Source organism: Amycolatopsis mediterranei, assembly GCF_026017845.1.
In the GTDB taxonomy this organism is placed as follows: domain Bacteria; phylum Actinomycetota; class Actinomycetes; order Mycobacteriales; family Pseudonocardiaceae; genus Amycolatopsis; species Amycolatopsis mediterranei.
The window spans coordinates 4189237-4204329 of sequence record NZ_CP100416.1; the positions used below are offsets into that span (position 1 = coordinate 4189237).

At 69.4% G+C, this 15093-nt stretch carries 14 protein-coding genes and 1 pseudogene; 6 read left to right on the forward strand and 9 right to left on the reverse strand.

Annotated elements, in window-relative coordinates; translation table 11 throughout:
• Positions 1-253: 253 nt before the first annotated feature.
• Positions 254-3442, forward strand: a complete 3189-nt coding sequence (locus ISP_RS19445; protein ID WP_013225518.1) for a family 78 glycoside hydrolase catalytic domain — start codon at positions 254-256, stop codon at positions 3440-3442.
• A 12-nt stretch (positions 3443-3454) separates the two neighbouring features.
• Here ISP_RS19445 and ISP_RS19450 read toward each other — a convergent pair whose 3' ends face one another.
• Both ISP_RS19450 and ISP_RS19455 read right to left on the reverse strand, forming a co-directional pair.
• Positions 3455-4153, reverse strand: coding sequence for a TetR/AcrR family transcriptional regulator (locus ISP_RS19450; protein ID WP_013225519.1), 699 nt, complete (start codon positions 4151-4153; stop codon positions 3455-3457).
• Between the two features lie 56 nt (positions 4154-4209).
• Positions 4210-4890: a TetR/AcrR family transcriptional regulator gene (locus ISP_RS19455; protein WP_013225520.1), complete on the reverse strand. Its 681-nt coding sequence runs from the start codon at positions 4888-4890 to the stop codon at positions 4210-4212.
• Between the two features lie 107 nt (positions 4891-4997).
• Between ISP_RS19455 and ISP_RS19460 the strand changes: the two genes are divergently transcribed.
• The 3 genes from ISP_RS19460 to ISP_RS19470 are packed head-to-tail and all read left to right on the forward strand — an operon-like array spanning position 4998 to position 7371.
• The gene (locus ISP_RS19460) at positions 4998-6056 is read left to right on the forward strand and encodes a zinc-binding dehydrogenase (RefSeq protein ID WP_013225521.1); all 1059 of its coding nucleotides are present in this window, start codon (positions 4998-5000) and stop codon (positions 6054-6056) included.
• Between the two features lie 36 nt (positions 6057-6092).
• Positions 6093-6806: a DUF998 domain-containing protein gene (locus ISP_RS19465; RefSeq protein ID WP_013225522.1), complete on the forward strand. Its 714-nt coding sequence runs from the start codon at positions 6093-6095 to the stop codon at positions 6804-6806.
• A gap of 55 nt (positions 6807-6861) precedes the next feature.
• Entirely contained in the window at positions 6862-7371 is a 510-nt protein-coding gene (locus ISP_RS19470) for a nuclear transport factor 2 family protein (RefSeq protein WP_013225523.1), read from the forward strand.
• Between the two features lie 67 nt (positions 7372-7438).
• Here the strand turns inward: ISP_RS19470 and ISP_RS19475 are convergent, their stop codons facing one another.
• A complete protein-coding gene (locus ISP_RS19475) occupies positions 7439-7873 on the reverse strand; it encodes an alpha/beta fold hydrolase (protein WP_230468843.1) in 435 nt (144 codons plus the stop codon).
• Positions 7874-8109: 236 nt separating this feature from the next.
• Here ISP_RS19475 and ISP_RS19480 point away from each other — a divergent pair, with 236 nt between their 5' ends.
• The gene (locus ISP_RS19480) at positions 8110-8487 is read left to right on the forward strand and encodes an SH3 domain-containing protein (RefSeq protein WP_013225525.1); all 378 of its coding nucleotides are present in this window, start codon (positions 8110-8112) and stop codon (positions 8485-8487) included.
• 36 nt (positions 8488-8523) lie between these two features.
• Here the strand turns inward: ISP_RS19480 and ISP_RS19485 are convergent, their stop codons facing one another.
• The 3 genes and pseudogenes from ISP_RS19485 to ISP_RS19495 form a co-directional block, all read right to left on the reverse strand.
• On the reverse strand, positions 8524-9477 hold the full coding sequence (locus ISP_RS19485; RefSeq protein WP_014466998.1) for a DUF5937 family protein: 954 nt from the start codon (positions 9475-9477) through the stop codon (positions 8524-8526).
• Positions 9478-10119: 642 nt separating this feature from the next.
• Positions 10120-10227: pseudogene (locus ISP_RS19490) on the reverse strand (transposase); the annotation flags it as partial.
• 51 nt (positions 10228-10278) lie between these two features.
• On the reverse strand, positions 10279-11298 hold the full coding sequence (locus ISP_RS19495; RefSeq protein WP_013225527.1) for an alpha/beta fold hydrolase: 1020 nt from the start codon (positions 11296-11298) through the stop codon (positions 10279-10281).
• A gap of 81 nt (positions 11299-11379) precedes the next feature.
• Between ISP_RS19495 and ISP_RS19500 the strand changes: the two genes are divergently transcribed.
• Positions 11380-12285 (forward strand): LysR family transcriptional regulator, encoded by a 906-nt coding sequence (locus ISP_RS19500; RefSeq protein ID WP_013225528.1) that lies wholly within the window; start codon positions 11380-11382, stop codon positions 12283-12285.
• Between the two features lie 345 nt (positions 12286-12630).
• On the opposite strand, the gene ISP_RS19505 is transcribed toward ISP_RS19500, so the two are convergent.
• The 3 genes from ISP_RS19505 to ISP_RS19515 all read right to left on the reverse strand — a co-directional run bounded on the left by ISP_RS19505 (position 12631) and on the right by ISP_RS19515 (position 15059).
• Positions 12631-12945 (reverse strand): SGNH/GDSL hydrolase family protein, encoded by a 315-nt coding sequence (locus ISP_RS19505; RefSeq protein ID WP_013225529.1) that lies wholly within the window; start codon positions 12943-12945, stop codon positions 12631-12633.
• Positions 12936-13712 (reverse strand): SGNH/GDSL hydrolase family protein, encoded by a 777-nt coding sequence (locus ISP_RS19510; RefSeq protein ID WP_014466999.1) that lies wholly within the window; start codon positions 13710-13712, stop codon positions 12936-12938. The genes ISP_RS19505 and ISP_RS19510 overlap by 10 nt, the downstream gene beginning before the upstream one ends.
• A 255-nt stretch (positions 13713-13967) precedes the next feature.
• On the reverse strand, positions 13968-15059 hold the full coding sequence (locus ISP_RS19515) for a glycosyl hydrolase 53 family protein (RefSeq protein WP_013225531.1): 1092 nt from the start codon (positions 15057-15059) through the stop codon (positions 13968-13970).
• Positions 15060-15093: the final 34 nt, after the last annotated feature.

The window sequence follows — 15093 nt, forward strand, 5'->3', positions numbered from 1 at the left end:
TGCTCCTTAATCGATCAAAAGGAAATTGACCAGCGATTGAAACGATTCAATCAAATACGGTACGTGGCTTGGGTCGCATTGGTCAAGCAATGGCTGCGATGTTGTCCACTTGGCGCCGATTGTCAGTCCTCGCTGCGGGGACCAGTCTTGGCTCTTGTCATCGGGAAGTCGTTCTGCCTACCATGTCGCCCGCCGCCACGATTAAAACGATTCATATCGGCGACGCCGACCTGTCGACGGAGAGAGGAACGCGATGGTTTCGCGCCTGATGACGGCCTCGTCGGTCTCGTTGATCTTGCCGGTACTGGGAGTGACGCCCGCCGGGGCTTGTCCGGCGGCTCCCCTCGGGGGCCTTCAGGCCGGCGGGCTGCAGGCCGAACACCAAGTCGATCCACTCGGCGTCGACGTGGCCCAGCCGCGGCTGGGCTGGGTCCTGAACGCCCGGGGGAGCGCTCGCCAGTCGGCGTACCGGATCGCGGTGTCGACCCAGCGCGACGGGCCGGCGGACGTGTGGGACAGCGGCGAAGTGCGGTCCTCGCAATCCTTCGACGTCCCTTACGCCGGGCCGGCTCTGCGAGCGCGTACTCGCTATTTCTGGCGGGTCCAGGTCTGGGACGGCACTCAACGCGCTTCGCGGTGGAGTGACCCGGCGTGGTTCGAGACCGCGTTCCTGGCGCCGGGCCAGTTCCGGGGTGATTGGATCGGCGCGCCGGCGGCTTCGACGCCGCCGTCGTTCGACGGGGCGAGCTGGATCTGGTACCCCGCCGGCAATCCGGCCGACTCGGCGCCGGCCGGGACGCGGTACTTCCGGCGCACCTTCGAGCTCCCCGCCGGCGAGCAGCTCACCGCGGCCCGGCTCGATCTCACCGCCGACGACAGCTTCACCGTCTACGTCAACGGACAGCAGATCGCCGCCTCGCCTCCCGTGGCCGATTCATGGCGGACGGCGACCGTCGTCGACATCGCGGCCGCGCTGCGTCCCGGCCGCAACGTGATCGCCGCCCAGGCGACCAACGCCGCGCCGGGTCCGGCCGGGTTCCTGGGCAAACTCCGGGTCGAGGGCGCGGGTGCCCCGTCCGGCCTCATCACCGACGGTGCCTGGAAGTCCGCCGACACCGCCCCGGCCGGCTGGCAGCAACCCGGCTTCGACGACACGGCTTGGCCCCAGGCGCTGGTCGCGGCGGCGTACGGGGCCGGCCCGTGGGGCAGCTCGGTCACCACCCCGCCCCCGCCGGAACCTTTGCTGCGCACGGAGTTCACCGCGAACAAGCCGATCCGATCCGCCCGCGCGTACGTCGCCGGTCTCGGCTACCACAAGCTCTACCTCAACGGCGGCCGGATCGGTGACCACGAGCTCGACCCGGCCTTCACCGTCTACGACAAGACGGCCCTGTACACGACGTACGACGTCACCGATGCCTTGCGAGCGGGCCGGAACGCGGTGGGCGTGAGCCTGGGACGGGGGTACTACGCGATGACGAACCCCGACGAGTGGGTGGCTTCGCCCTGGCACAGCGAGCCGAAGCTGAAATTCGAGCTCGACATCACCTACCAGGACGGCAGTGCCCAGCAGGTGATCAGCGGCAGCGGCTGGAAGGTCGCCGACGGGCCCACCCGCACGGAGTCGCTCTGGTTCGGCGAGTCCTACGACGCGCGGCTGGAGCAGCCGGGCTGGAACCGCCCCGGGTTCGACGACGCCGGCTGGCGGCAGGCGGCAGCCGTGTCCGCCCCCGCGGGCACGCTCCGCGCGGAGGCGTTCCCGCCCGTCAAGGTGACCGACCGGCTGCCGGTCACCGCGGTCACCACGCCCAGCGCCGGCGTGCACGTCTACGACGTCGGCACCACCACGGCCGGCTGGGCGCGGGTCGCCCTGCGCGGGCCCGCCGGCGCCCAGGTGAAAATCACTTACGGCGAGAAGCTGCGTCCGGACGGCACCGCCGACAACACCGGCGGGTTCGGCATGCAGCTGCAGTCCTACTCGTACACCCTCAACGGCAAGGGGCTGGAGAGTTACCAGCCCAGCTACAGCTACGCGGGGTTCCGCTACGTCCAGATCGCCGCGCCGGCGGGAGTGACCGTCGAATCGGTCACTCCGGAGCGGGTCCACACGGCGGTCGCCACCACCGGTGACTTCACCAGCTCCAGCTCACTGCTCAACCGTTACGACGATGCCGAAGCGAACACGATCCTCAACAACCTGCACTCCGTCCCGACCGACACCCCGATGTACGAGAAGCGGCCGTACACCGCGGATGCGCACTTGTCGGCCGACTCCGCGATCGCCCACTTCGACATGCGGGACTTCTCCGAGAACTGGATGCGCGCGCACCGCGACGACCAGAACCCGGACGGGACGATCGGCCAGACCGTGCCCGCGACCGTGGGCGGCAAGAAGGTCACCGACCCGGTCTGGTCGGCGAGCTTCGTCCTGATCAACTGGGACCTCTACTGGTATTACGGCGACACCCGCCCGCTCGCCGACAACTACGGCGCGATGAAGGCCTGGCTCGGCCACTACGAACAGGACATCGCCAAGACCGGGGACATCTACACGGGCTTCAGCTACGGCGACTGGCTCGCCCCCGGTGCCGCGTTCCCGCCCGAGGGCACCCGGCTCGCCGGCACCGCCTACCTCCACAAGACCGCCACGGCGATGGCCCGGATCGCGCACGCCCTCGGCCGTGACGCCGACGCCAAGCACTTCGAAACCCTGGCGGCCACGATCGCGAACGCGCTCAACGCGACGTTCTTCGACAAGGCGTCCGGCGCTTACTACGACGACCGCTCCGCCGGCTACCGCCAGACCTCCAACCTGCTGCCGCTGAGCCTCGGCATCGTCCCCGCGGCGGATCGCCCGGCCGTCGTCGCCCACCTCGTCGACGACATCAAGACGCGGGGAGTCCACCTGAACACCGGCGCGCTGGGAACGAAGCTCATCCTCCCGGCGCTCACCGACGCCGGTTACGGTGACCTCGCCTACCAGGTGGCCACGAATCCGGCGTATCCCGGCTGGGGTTACTGGTTCACCGCGCTGGGCGCCACCACGATGTGGGAGGAGTGGCCCGCCACCTCACGTTCCCACGACCACGCCTTCCTCGGCACCGTCGACGACTGGCTCTACCAGCGCGTCGCGGGGATCCGCCCGGCGGCGCCCGGCTACACCGCGGTCAAGATCCAGCCCTACCCGGTCGGCGACCTGACGAACGCTTCCGCCCACGTCGAATCCCCGCTGGGCCGGGTGAGTTCGGCTTGGACCCGCGAACACGGGCTCTTCACCCTGCGCGCCGGGGTGCCCGCCGGAGCGACGGCCGAGATCTTCGTTCCCGCGCGGGACGGTCGCGCCGTCCAGGCGCCGCCGGAGGCGAGGTTCGAGGGCCTGCGCGACGGCTGTGCGGTCTTCCGCGTCGGCTCGGGCGACCACCTGTTCCACAGCGCCCTGTGAGGGGTTGCGGTCCTACGCGGGTGCCGAGAGTGCCCGGACGGCGTCATCGATCTCCAGGTCGATCAGGCGCTGGGCGTCGATGCTCCGGTCGTCGAGCATGCCGGTGAGTTCGAGGCTGACGATCCCGTGCACCCGCGTCCAGACCACGATGGCGACGCGGGCCACCCGTGCGCTGGTGTCCGGCCGCTCCTGCGACCGGGCCCACTTGTTCAACTGCCCGTCGAGCGACCGGTCGCCACTGGTGTTGTCCGCCGGCGAGCCGTCTCCGATGGCGGTCAGCACGTCGATCAGCAGCGCCATCGCCTGGTCGAGCGGCGTCGGCCCGGCCGGGTCGGCGGGCAGGTCCCCGCCGCGTTCGCCGAAGAGCATCCCGTAGCGCCGCCGGTACCGTAGCGCCCAGTCGCGGTAGGCGGTGACCAGCAGCCCGATCCGCGCGCGGGGTGCTCGCCTGCTGCCCTGCACCGCCTGTGCCATGGCGTCGGTGAGCTGCCGGTAGGACAGGGTGATCAGATGGGCCACCAGCGCGTCCCGTGACGGGAAGTAGCGGTAGACCGCCGGTGCGGACATCGCCATACTCCGGGCCAGTGCCGCGATCGACAGCGCGTGGACGCCGTCGGCGTCGATGATCGCGAACGAGTTGTCCTCGATCTCCTGCAGCGTCTGGGCTCGCAGCCGTTCGCGTCGGCTCGGCTTCGGCGGTTCTCCGGTCATCGCCGCATCCTAACGGACCGTCGCACTGTTGCAGGGGCATCGCCACGCTATGCGCCCTAGCGGCATGGCCCGGCCGTCACGCCCCGCCGCAGGCTGTCCACCATGGTTTCGACCTCGCTGCGGTAGAGCAAGCCGGGATCGATCCCGGTGCCCGCCGTGTGCCGCCCCAGTTCCAGGCTGATCAGTCCGTGCAGCCTGCTCCACCACACCAGGCCGAAGTGCAGCACGCCGGCCGGGTGGCCGCGCTGACCCGGGCCGTCGTTCCAGCGGTGCAGCTGCGCGCGCAGCGGGGCCGGGATCGCCGCATCGGGGGGAGCACCGGCTTCGGCCACGACGTCGAGGAGCACGTTCATGCTCTGCTGCGCGGCCGAGGCGACGCAGCCGTGGGGAGACTCGCAGGCCAGGCGATAGGCGTGCGGCTGGGCCAGTGCCCACTCCCGGTACGCGACGGCGACCGCCCGCAGCCGCGACGGGGGAGTGGTGGCGCCTGCCGCGGCGGCATCGAGGGCGCGGGCCAGCGCCAAGTGCGCGTCGACGGCCAGTTCGGTGAGCAGTTCGTCCCGGCCGGCGAAGTAGCGGTACAGCGCGGGGGCCGACATCGCCATGGTGCGCGCGATCGCGGCCAGCGACAGCGCCTCCGGTCCGCCCGAGCGCACCTGGGCCATGGCCGCTGCCTTGATCTCGGCCACGGTCCGGCGCCGGTACCGGTCACGTCGGGTCAGCTGTTGCTCGGGCATCAGGCGAACCTCATTTCGCGTTATGGGTTGACTCAGTATGACATGCCAATGCATAGTTACGATCATTAACAGAGTGACAAACCGTCGCCGAGCTCGAGGAGTCCGCCGTGACCGAGAACAACGCCACCACCGTCACCGAGGTGGTCCTGCCGGGCAAGGTAGAGCCCGCCGGCCTGCAGGTGGTCCAGCGCACATTGGCCGCGCCCGCCGCCGGCCAGGCCCTGGTCCGGGTCGAGTCGACCGCCGTGTCCGCCGCCGAGACCGGCATGCGCCGCGGTCGCTACGTGCCGCAGCCCCCGTTCCCGTTCGTGCCCGGCTACGACCTCGTCGGCATCGTCGAAGCCGTCGGCCCCGGCGTGGACCGCGCCCTCCTCGGCCGCCGGGTCGCCGCCTTGACCAAGACCGGCAGCTGGGCCACGGCGGTCCTCCTGACCGCCGCCGACCTGGTCGAGGTGCCCGACGGCATCGACGCGGACGACGCAGAGACGCTGATCGTCAACGGGCTGACCGCCTACCAGATGCTGCACCGCACCGCGAAGGTGGAATCCGGGCAGACCGTGCTCGTGCTGGGCGCGGCCGGCGGCGTGGGCACGATCCTGGTGCAGCTCGCCCGGCACGCCGGTGCCCGGGTGATCGGCACCGCCAACCCGCGCCACCACGAGGCGCTGCGCGCGATGGGCGTCGAGCCGGTCGACTACCGCGATCCCGAGCTGGCCAAGCGAGTGCGGACGCTGGCCCCGGACGGGGTGGACGCCGTGTTCGACCACCTCGGCGGCGCGAGCATCGACACCTCGTACCGGCTGCTGAACCGCACCGGGACGCTGGTCTCCTACAGCATCGCGAGCAAGATCGACGAGACCGGTCCCGTGTTGCCGGTGTTCCTCAAGCTGGTGGCGAAGCTGGCGGTCTGGAACTACCTGCCCAACGGCAAGCACGCGAGCTTCTTCAACGTCTGGACCGGCGCAGGCAAGCCGGACTCGGCCAAGCGCACCGAATTCCGGACCCGGATCCGCACCGATCTCCTGCATGTCTTCGGCCTGCTGCGCAACGGCGTGCTCACCGCGAAGATCGCCGCCCGCTTCCCGCTGGCCGAGGCGGCGGCGGCCCTGGAGATGTCCGAAAGCTCCGGCCGGACCGCCGTCGGCAAGATCATCCTGGTGCCTTGAGTTTCCGTTCTTCCCCCTTCCAGCAAGGAAACGTCGATGCACGATAGACCTGCCACCCGCCGCACCTCGGTCGCGCTCGCCGCCGCCGCGATCGCTCTCGTCCTGGGCGCGCTGGTGTTCGTGATCGGTGAAACCGTCGCCGCCGGCGCGTGGACCGCGCCGAGCTACAGCTACAGCGCCGATTTCGTGAGCGATCTCGGCAACCCGCAGTGCGGCCCCTACGACGGCCGGGTGGTTTGTTCCCCGTCCCACACCCTGATGAACACGGCCTTCGCCGTCCAGGGGCTCCTCGTCGGAGCGGCCTCCTGGCTGCTCGGACGGGTCTTGCGCGAGCGGTCCCGGGTCCTGGTGCGGGGCCTCGGCGTGGCCACCGCCGCGGGGTTCGCGCTGATCGGCGTCGTGCACAGTTCGACGGCGACTTCGGCGGATGGCACGCTGTGGCTGCATTACCTCGGTGCCACGTCGGCCATCCTGGGTACCAACACCTTGGCCGTCCTCCTCGGCCGGCAGTGGCAACGGCTCCGGATCCCCGCGGCCGTGGGTCGCGCCGGGGTCGTCCTGGGCGGAGCAGGAATCGTCGCCGCGGTGACCTGGCTCGCGACGTTCACGCTCCTGCCGCCCGGCATCCTCGAACGCGCCGCCATCTACGCCTTCGTGCTGTGGCAGCTGCTCCTCGGCGGCTTCCTCCTGCACGTCACGCAGCCGGTGCGCCTGCTGTTCGTACGCCCTTCCGGCGCGTCGCGGCGCTAGCCGTCTTGCCCGTCCCTTTCACCACAGTCCCTGTCACCACAGTGAGGAAACCACCATGAAGATCTCCGCAGTGAAGCGTGTCCTGGCCGTTCTCGCCGCCGCCGTCGTCGGTGTCACCACCCTGAGCGGCAGCGCGTTCGCCGACCACCGTCAATCCGGGCACGGGGGCCCCGGCATCGTGTCGGCCTGGGCGTCGGCATGGAGCGGTACCGACCCGCAGGCGCTGGCGAAGCTCTTCACCGCCGATGCCACCTACACCGACTTCGGCGTCAACGTGGTCTCGACGGGCCGGGCCGGGGTCGCCTCCTGGAAGCAGCGCACCGACCTGTTGATCGCGAACGTGCACGTCACGGTCGAGGAGTCGTTCCGCGGCGGCGACCACATCGCCGTCGAGACCGTCTACTCGGGACAGATCCACGGCGCGCCGGCACCGTTCGCGGTGCCCGCCACGACGATTCTCGACCTGCGGCAGGGCCTGATCGTCAGCGACCGGGACTACTACAGCCTCGCCACCCTGCTCGCCCAGTCCGGCCTGCCCGCGACCTGGACCCCGCCGACCTCCTGACGCCGTGCTCGAGCATTGGCGGCGGGACGCCCCGGTGTCCCTGCCGCCCGAACCGGAGCCGCCCCGATCAGCGTCGGTGCGGCCGGGGCCATAGGGCGCGGCCGAACAATTCGATGTTCAGCTCACCCATTCCGTTGAGAAAGTTCAGGTCGGCCACGCCATACGGAGCGAACCCGGCGATCACGAGTGCGCCGGCAACTCGCTCCGGCAACAGCGCAGCGGTAGCCAGGCAATGCGGGCCGCCGCCGGACCGGCCCGCGACGAGGCAACGTGGTGCGCCGATATTGTCGAGGATCGCGGAGATGTCCCGCGCGACGTCGGCGATCGCTCGGCCGGGCAATCTGCTGGACTGGCCGTAACCGGCGCGCGAATACCGCACCAGTCGGAGGCCGTGCTCGTGCACCGCGTGCTGGAACCCGGTGAACCGGAGTACGGATCCGGGTGTGCCGTGGTGAAAAACCACCGGCAGCCCCACATTCGAAACTGCAACCGAAGCTGACACGCCAGCTCATTCTGATCCGATCTCTTAACGCCTTCACAAGCCAGCGGTTCGTACCCGGAGCGAAGCACGACTAGCGATGGTCGGCGACGCTACCGGCGGGTGGAGCCGGGTGATCTGCCGTGGGCGATGGGGAAGTAGATCACTTGCGGTGGAGGGCAAAAGGGTTGAACGCCGTCTGACCCCGGCGACATGCTGTGCGCTGTCAGAGCACAGTCCACGGCGAAGAGGGGATCAACATGCGGAAATTCACGATCGCGGCGGCCACCGTTGCGCTCGGGCTGTCCGGCGTCGCGATGGCGGGGACGGCCGTCGCTGCGCCGACCGGTGCTGCAGGGACGGTCACGCCGAACAGTGCCGCCTGCGGCCACAACGGCCCGAACAACGACCCGAACACCGGGCACGCGACGACGGCGGCAAATATCCGCAACGGCTCGTCCACCAGCTGCCCGGCGGTCGGTGCCGCGCAACCTGGCGACGTGCTGGACTACTACTGCTACACCAGCGCGGGCAGCTACACCTGGACGTTTGTCAGGGACACCCGGACCGGGACGATCGGCTGGATCCGCGACGACCTGCTTTCCGGCAACGGGAGCTACTACTACTGCGGCTTCTGATCGGCTGACCAGTGGGGGTGGCGGACTGGGTGCTCGTCACCCCACCGGGCCCCGCAGCAGTGCGAGGCCCATGTCGGTAGTGCGGTGCACGACTGCGGCGCCGTCGCGAGTGCTGGTGATCAGCCCGCACTCGCGCAAGACCATGGCCTGTTTGGACGCAGTGCCGACCGAGACGCCGAGCCGGTGCGCCAGTGCGCTGGTCGAGTGCGGAGCGAGCAAGACGTGCAAGCACTGGGCGCGGGTTCGGGTGATGAGCCGGTCGAGGCCTCCCGTCGCGACCGAGTGCGGTTCGGCGGCGCCGACCGGATAGACGAGCACCGGAGGCAGCTCCTGGTCGATAAGCGTGACGGGGGTGCCGGTGGTGAAGTACGACGGCACCAGCGTCAGACCGCGGCCGCGCAAGCGCACGGCCCGGTCGCGCGGGTAGCGCACCACCAGCGTGCTGCCGTCCCAGCTCCTCACCCCGGGCAATGTCGTCAGCAGGTGCTCGACGCCGTGCGTGCCGACGATCTCGATGCGCTTCGCCCGGTCCGCGGCGATGAAGTGGCGTACTCGGTCCCACTGCGGGGCGACGAGGTGTCGGTGTCCTCTTCGGACAGACGACGCGACACGAGCCACCTGATCGCGGTCGCCGGCGGCGAGCAGCTTGGCCCATCCCGGCACCGGCCGGTCGGTGAAGGCTGCGGCCACGTCCGCGCTGAGGACGCCGCGGGTGGTGCGAAGGATCGCCTCGCAGCCATCGTCGAGATCGGCGGTAGTGGGCGAGGGGGTCAAGAAGTCGGGGAAATCGCCGCGCGGTGGCACGAGCGCGCGCAGGAACGCGATATCGTCGAGCGTGGAATCGTCCGGTCTTGCCCGTAGCCGCCATTTCGCGTAGCCGGGACCGTGGACCAGGGCCACGCTGGAAACGACTTCCCACAACGGGTCGGGCGCTGTTGCCAGGCGCACACGTTGCAGATCTACTCGCTCGAACACCAACCGCAATGTCATGGTCTCCCCCCGGAGTCGACATTCAGGCTGCATCAGCGTCGCTGCGGAAGGCAAGCGCTCACCGGGTATTTTCGCCGCACCGGACTAACGACGGTGGTCCGGTGTGTGACCGAGTGGCCACCAGCACGGCGAAGAGCATCGAGCCCATGCCGCGCGGGTAGATCCCGGTCAGCGCCCGGCGAGCACTTCCAGCCCGATCCCGTCAGCTTGCAGCGTCGCCGGTGCTGACGCCACACGTGCTGGTCCTGGCCGGAGCGGTCGGCGACGTACAGGTCGATCAAGGAACCACCGCGGCGATCTCGCCGACGCAGCAGCGTGGTCCACGACGGCGGCGCATCAGCGCGGTCGCGCGTGTCCTCGTTGCACCGCCCGGCTTCCCCAGCCGTGTACGACGCGGCCAGCGCGATCGGCGACCACCCCGACGTCAACCCTGGGGGCACTGCCGCGAGGGCGGCGGCGCCGGTGCCCTCCCGGGCCGCAGCCCGTCCCGCGACTGAGCCACCGGCGGCGTCGAGATCCGCATCGCCGACTGTCGCAGGGTGCGTTCGCGGGTGTTGAGGTCGGCTTCGGTGGAGTGCCGGCGCCGCCAGGACAGGTACAGCGCGACGACACCGCCGCTCCCGACCGCGACGCTCAGCCCGACCTCATCGCCAGCCGGGCCAGCCGCGCCCGCACCGCGTCGGTGTCCCAGGTTGAGGCGGTTACGAACTGTTGCAGCCCTTGGTGATCCACTCCCAGTCGTTTCGCCATTGTGACTGAATGAGCGTGGGCGGGTCGTGACCTGGCGATGTGAGCAGTCCGCTAACTGTCCGTTTCCTGCCGGCTCAGCACGTCGCGCAGGACGCTGGTCGTTTCCGTGGGGCTCTCCAGCGGCCAGAAGTGCCCGCCAGGGATGAAACGGACGTCGACGCTCTCCGCGTGCGGGATGTACTCGGCGGCGTCGGTGAAGAACTCGCGGGGCTGGGTGCGCGAGTCCCAGCCCTGAAGCAGAGTGATCGGGCCGCGCCAGCGCGGAATCAGGTCCCGGCGCCGCTGCAGCCACTCCTTGCGGAAGGTGGAACTCATGGCATAGCGCGGGACGGCGCGGGTGATGCCGGGGTAGGAGAACTCCTGGATGACGCGACGCATGTCCTCGTCGGCGACCGGAAGGCCAGCGACCATGCTGTAAGACCACACGACGAAGCGCTTCGGGTCCTCCAGCAACCCGCTCCACGGAGCTTCTGCGAGGAAGTCGTCGTGCGGAGCGAGATCGGGGTGGAAGTGGTGGAGGTGCTGCTCGGTGCGGACGTAGTGGCGGACCCGCGTGGGGTGAGCGGCGGCGATGTGATCGCCTTGGACGGTGCCGCGGTCGTGGGTGACCAGGGTGAACCGTTCCACTCCGATCGCGTCGAGAAGTTCGACGAGCTGCTGGGCCGCGCCTGCCTGCCGGTAGTCGCCTCGCCCCTTCTCCGATTGCCCGTAGCCCTTCAGGTCCACGGCGATGCAACGGTAGGAGTCCGACAGCGCCGCCATCTGGTGGTGCCACATGAACCACGAGTCGGGCATCCCGTGCAGGAACACCACGGGCTCGCCGGTCCCAGTCTCGACGTAATGCCATCGGACCGTCTCCTGATCGCCCGGGAGTTCCGCGAAGCGATGGGTGAACAGGGCCCCGTCAAGCTTCTCGGTGTCCCCGTCGCTGTCGGCAGGACGCGGCTCCACGTCAGCGAAGCGCTCCAACCGCTCGGTGATCAGGGCATCGGGCGGCGCGAAGCTGGCGATCGCCTGCCGCGCCCGGGCCGGAAGTTCGGTGAACTGCAAAGCGGGCTGTTCATCACTCATAGGTCCATCTCACCGCCGGAAGTCCATCAAGTCCAACGATGGTTCTTGATAGTCAGTATCACATTCCGTGATACTAGAGGTGTGGAACTGCGCCATCTCGAACACTTCCTCGCGGTCGCCGACGCGGGGAGCTTCACCCGGGCGGCGAGAGCGCTGCACGTCGTCCAGTCCGGGGTGTCGGCAACGGTCAAAGCCCTGGAGCGTGAGCTGGGATCGGCATTGTTCACCCGCAGCCGTCAGGAAGTCACCCTGACCGCGGCCGGCCAGGCACTTCTGCCCAAGGCGCGAGAAACCCTTGATGCAGCCCAGGCCGCGAAAGACGCCGTGGACCGGACGCGCGGCGCGTTGCACGGCACGGTGACGGTCGGCACGCTGACGGCGATCGATCTCGTCGATTTGCCGGAGTTGCTGGCCGCGTTGCGCGCCCGGCACGCCGGTGTCACGGTGCGGTTGCGAGCGGCGATGGCCGGCTCGGCCGGCCTGGCGCAACACCTGCGTGACGGTCAGCTCGACGTCGCCTTCCTGGCGCTGCCTGCCCCGTCGCCCGCTGATCTCGATACCCGGGAGCTGGCCACCGCACCCCTGACGGTCTACGTACCCGGCTCGCACCCGTTGGCGGGGAAGCACCGCGCGACGCTGGCGCAACTGGCCGAATTCCCGTTCATCGACACCCCGCCGGGGTTTGGCAGTCGCGCCGTCGTGGACCAGGCCTTCACGGCCGCGGGCGTGCAGCGGGAAGTCACCGTCGAGGTGGCGAATGTCGGGACTGTCATCGACTTCGTCCGGGCAGGCTTGGGGATCGCGTTCCTCGGCCGCCCGCTGGTTTCCGACCTGACCGGGCTCGATACGGTGCAGGTCGCGGACTGTGACCTGCGCTGGCAGCTCACCGTCGCGACAGCCGCGACGAGGCGCCCCAGCGCAGCCACCGAGGCGTTTCTGGCCCTGCTCCGGGAACGCCACCCCACATCGAAGACCTTCAGCCGATAAATCGCCCCGGAGTTCAGCTACGCCGAGAACTCCGTGGGGACCAACGGAATGGGCATGGCGCTACGCCTTCCCCTTCGCCGTACCCCCCGCCGAGCCAAGACACGTCCTGGGCGACACGCAGGCCGAGGACATGGCCCGGCACAGGTCACCCGGTTCGGCGTCCCGGTCGGCGAGATGCGGGCCGTGCGCGCGGTCGGCCGTGCCGGTGCCGGTGCGAGAGCCGGGGCTGTCTTGGCGCGCCGGACGGGGATCTCTTGAAGAGAGTGGCAGGCGAGGTCGCGCTCATCACCGGAACCGTGCGCGGCCAGGGTCGTGCCGCTGCGACACATCCCGCGCCGCCCCGGGCTACTTGAGGTAGCCGGCCAGGCCGATCTTCTGATCGCGCAGCGCCTTCGCCACGACACGCGCGATCTGGTCCGCGTCAGCGGCTTCGAAGTGGGTGTGGTCGTTGCAGAAAAATGCACCTACGGCACCCTTGCTGTAGTCGCCGTTGTCGGGGCACAGCTTGAGGGTGTCGTAGAGGGTGTAGCTCAGCTTGTGCAGGTCGATCACGGGCGCGCCGGTGGCGGTCCCCGCGGCTGTCGTCGGGGAGAGGAATCCCCGGTTTCCGACCGCCGTGCTTCCGCTGCACGTGATCGCCGCGACCGGGGTCAGCAGCACCGGGTGGGCACCTCGGCTCTTCGCCGCGTCGGCCATCGTGGTGAGCAGGCTCTGGTACTGGGCCGTGCCGACGTGTCGTGGGCAGTTCGGATCGCTGTCGTTGATGCCGAATTGGATGAACAGGTAGTCGCCCGAGTGCATCCCGTTCGCGGGATCGAGCATGTCCGGCCACCGGCCATGCCCTTGGTGACGAGGCCGGCCATGACTGCTCCGCCGTATTCGGAGAAGTGCGCGTAGTCCTGGACACCGTCGTGCTGGACCGTCAGGTACAGGGGCCAGGACGCGGTTTCGCCGAGCTGCTCCAGCAGCGCCTGGCTGCGCGCGGTGAGGTCGATCAGCGGCACGTGCAGCCGGCCGGCGAGGTCGCGGATCACCGCGGGCAGGTCGACGCCGAGGTTGTTGACGATCAGGCCGGTCGGCGTGAGTTTCCCGTTCGGACCGAATTGGTGCCGCACCGGCGGGGTGACCAGGACCGGCAACGCGCCGCGCTCGTGGACGCCGTCGACGGGCTTGCCCAGGTTGGCCCGGAACGTGTTCTCCGGTGTGGTCTTGTCGTTGTGCGCCAGCTGGATCAGCACTTCGTCGCCGGGCCGGATCAACGGCTTCACGGTGGCGAACAGCCGGGGATTGCTCAACCAGCTTCCGGTGCTCTCACCCGAGTCGGCGTAGTCGGCGACCACGATCCCCGGTTGCAGCGGCTGGGGCAGTTCCTGCGCCCAGCCCCGCTTCGGGCCCTTGAGCCAGTCCGACGCGGTGGAGTCGCTCACCACGAACAGCCGCGGCCGGCGCGGGCGCCACGGACACGTTCACCGCGGCCGGGTGGCTCCCGGTGAGGTGGACCTGCAGGCCGGGTGTCCCCGTCCCTTCTTCGCCGGTGGGCATGCTTTCCGGGCTGCGCACGTTCACCGCCGGCACTTCCCGGCGGAACTCCCCGGCGCGGGTGCTCACGGGCGCGAGCATCGTGCGGCGTGCCTCGACCTGGCATTGTGCCTCCCGAGCAGAAGTGGCGTTCTGGCCAGGGGTTACCGGAAGCCGTCCATGATGGCGGTGGGCTTGCGGGTGGCGGCGTCCCAAGCGACGTTGGCGTAGCCGGTGAAGGGCGAGTAGCCCTCCGGTTCCCAGTAGAAGAGGCCCTGGCCACCGGTGCTCTTGAGGGCGTTCAGGTAGGCCACCAGCGAAGCCTTGGTCGACGAGGCCTTGCTCACCGGGCCGCCGAACTCGCTCTGCAGGAACGGTTTTCCGTACTGGTCGGAGATCTTCTTCATGTTCGCCACGATGCCGGAGGCCAGATCGGCGCTCCCGTAGGAGGAGAAGACCGACATGTCCCACTTGCCGCCGTTTCCGGCGTAGCGGCTGAAGAAGGTCTGCATCGGGTCCCACTTCTGCGGCTGGGCGAGGTGGATGCACACCGTGGTGCCCGGTGAGACCTGCTTGACCTGGTTGTAGGCGGCGTTCAGCAGGCCCGTCATCTGGGCTCCGTTGGAGACGCTGCCGACGGGGTGGCAGATGCCGCTGTTGATCTCGTTGCCGATCTGGACCCACGTCGGGAGGACGTCGTTGCTCTTCATGACGTTCATGGTCTGGCCGACGTAGGAGTTCATGGCGCTCAGCATTGGGCTGTAGCTCAGGTTCTTCCACGCCGCGGGTGGGTTCTGCACGCCGACGGAGTTCCAGGTGTCGCCGAACATGTAGTCCAGCATGATGGACATTCCCGCGGCCTTGACCCGCTTGGCCAGCGCGGCGACCTCGGTGATGGTGCAGTGGCCGTCGGTGGCGCTGCCGGAGGGGGTGACGAAGGTGCGCAGCCGGATGGCGTTGATGCCGTAGCCCTTGAGGATGGTCAGCAGGTCCTGGCTCTGCCCGCTGGAATTCTTCCAGGTGTAGCCGTGGGCTTCCATTTGCGGCGCCCAGCTGATGTCCGCGCCTTTGAAGAAGGCGGCCGCGGCGGGCTGCGCCGGGAACACGGCGGCCATCGCCCGCGTCGCGGCACCCGCGCCCAGCGCGAGCGCGCCCACACCCGCGGCGGCGCCGAGCAGCACGCTGCGGCGTCCCAGCGGAGGCGAGCCGATTTCCGGCTCTTCGTTCATGGGGAACTTCGTTCCGTGCGTGGTCATCCGATCTCCCTTGATCGACGACGAAAGCCGCAGC

Coding starts and splice junctions, on each gene's coding strand:
- ISP_RS19445 (WP_013225518.1), top strand. CDS start 254: ATGGTTTCGCGCCTGATGACGGCCTCGTCGGTCTCGTTGATCTTGCCG.
- ISP_RS19450 (WP_013225519.1), bottom strand. CDS start 4,153: ATGACCGGAGAACCGCCGAAGCCGAGCCGACGCGAACGGCTGCGAGCC.
- ISP_RS19455 (WP_013225520.1), bottom strand. CDS start 4,890: ATGCCCGAGCAACAGCTGACCCGACGTGACCGGTACCGGCGCCGGACC.
- ISP_RS19465 (WP_013225522.1), top strand. CDS start 6,093: ATGCACGATAGACCTGCCACCCGCCGCACCTCGGTCGCGCTCGCCGCC.
- ISP_RS19470 (WP_013225523.1), top strand. CDS start 6,862: ATGAAGATCTCCGCAGTGAAGCGTGTCCTGGCCGTTCTCGCCGCCGCC.
- ISP_RS19480 (WP_013225525.1), top strand. CDS start 8,110: ATGCGGAAATTCACGATCGCGGCGGCCACCGTTGCGCTCGGGCTGTCC.
- ISP_RS19485 (WP_014466998.1), bottom strand. CDS start 9,477: ATGACATTGCGGTTGGTGTTCGAGCGAGTAGATCTGCAACGTGTGCGC.
- ISP_RS19495 (WP_013225527.1), bottom strand. CDS start 11,298: ATGAGTGATGAACAGCCCGCTTTGCAGTTCACCGAACTTCCGGCCCGG.
- ISP_RS19515 (WP_013225531.1), bottom strand. CDS start 15,059: ATGACCACGCACGGAACGAAGTTCCCCATGAACGAAGAGCCGGAAATC.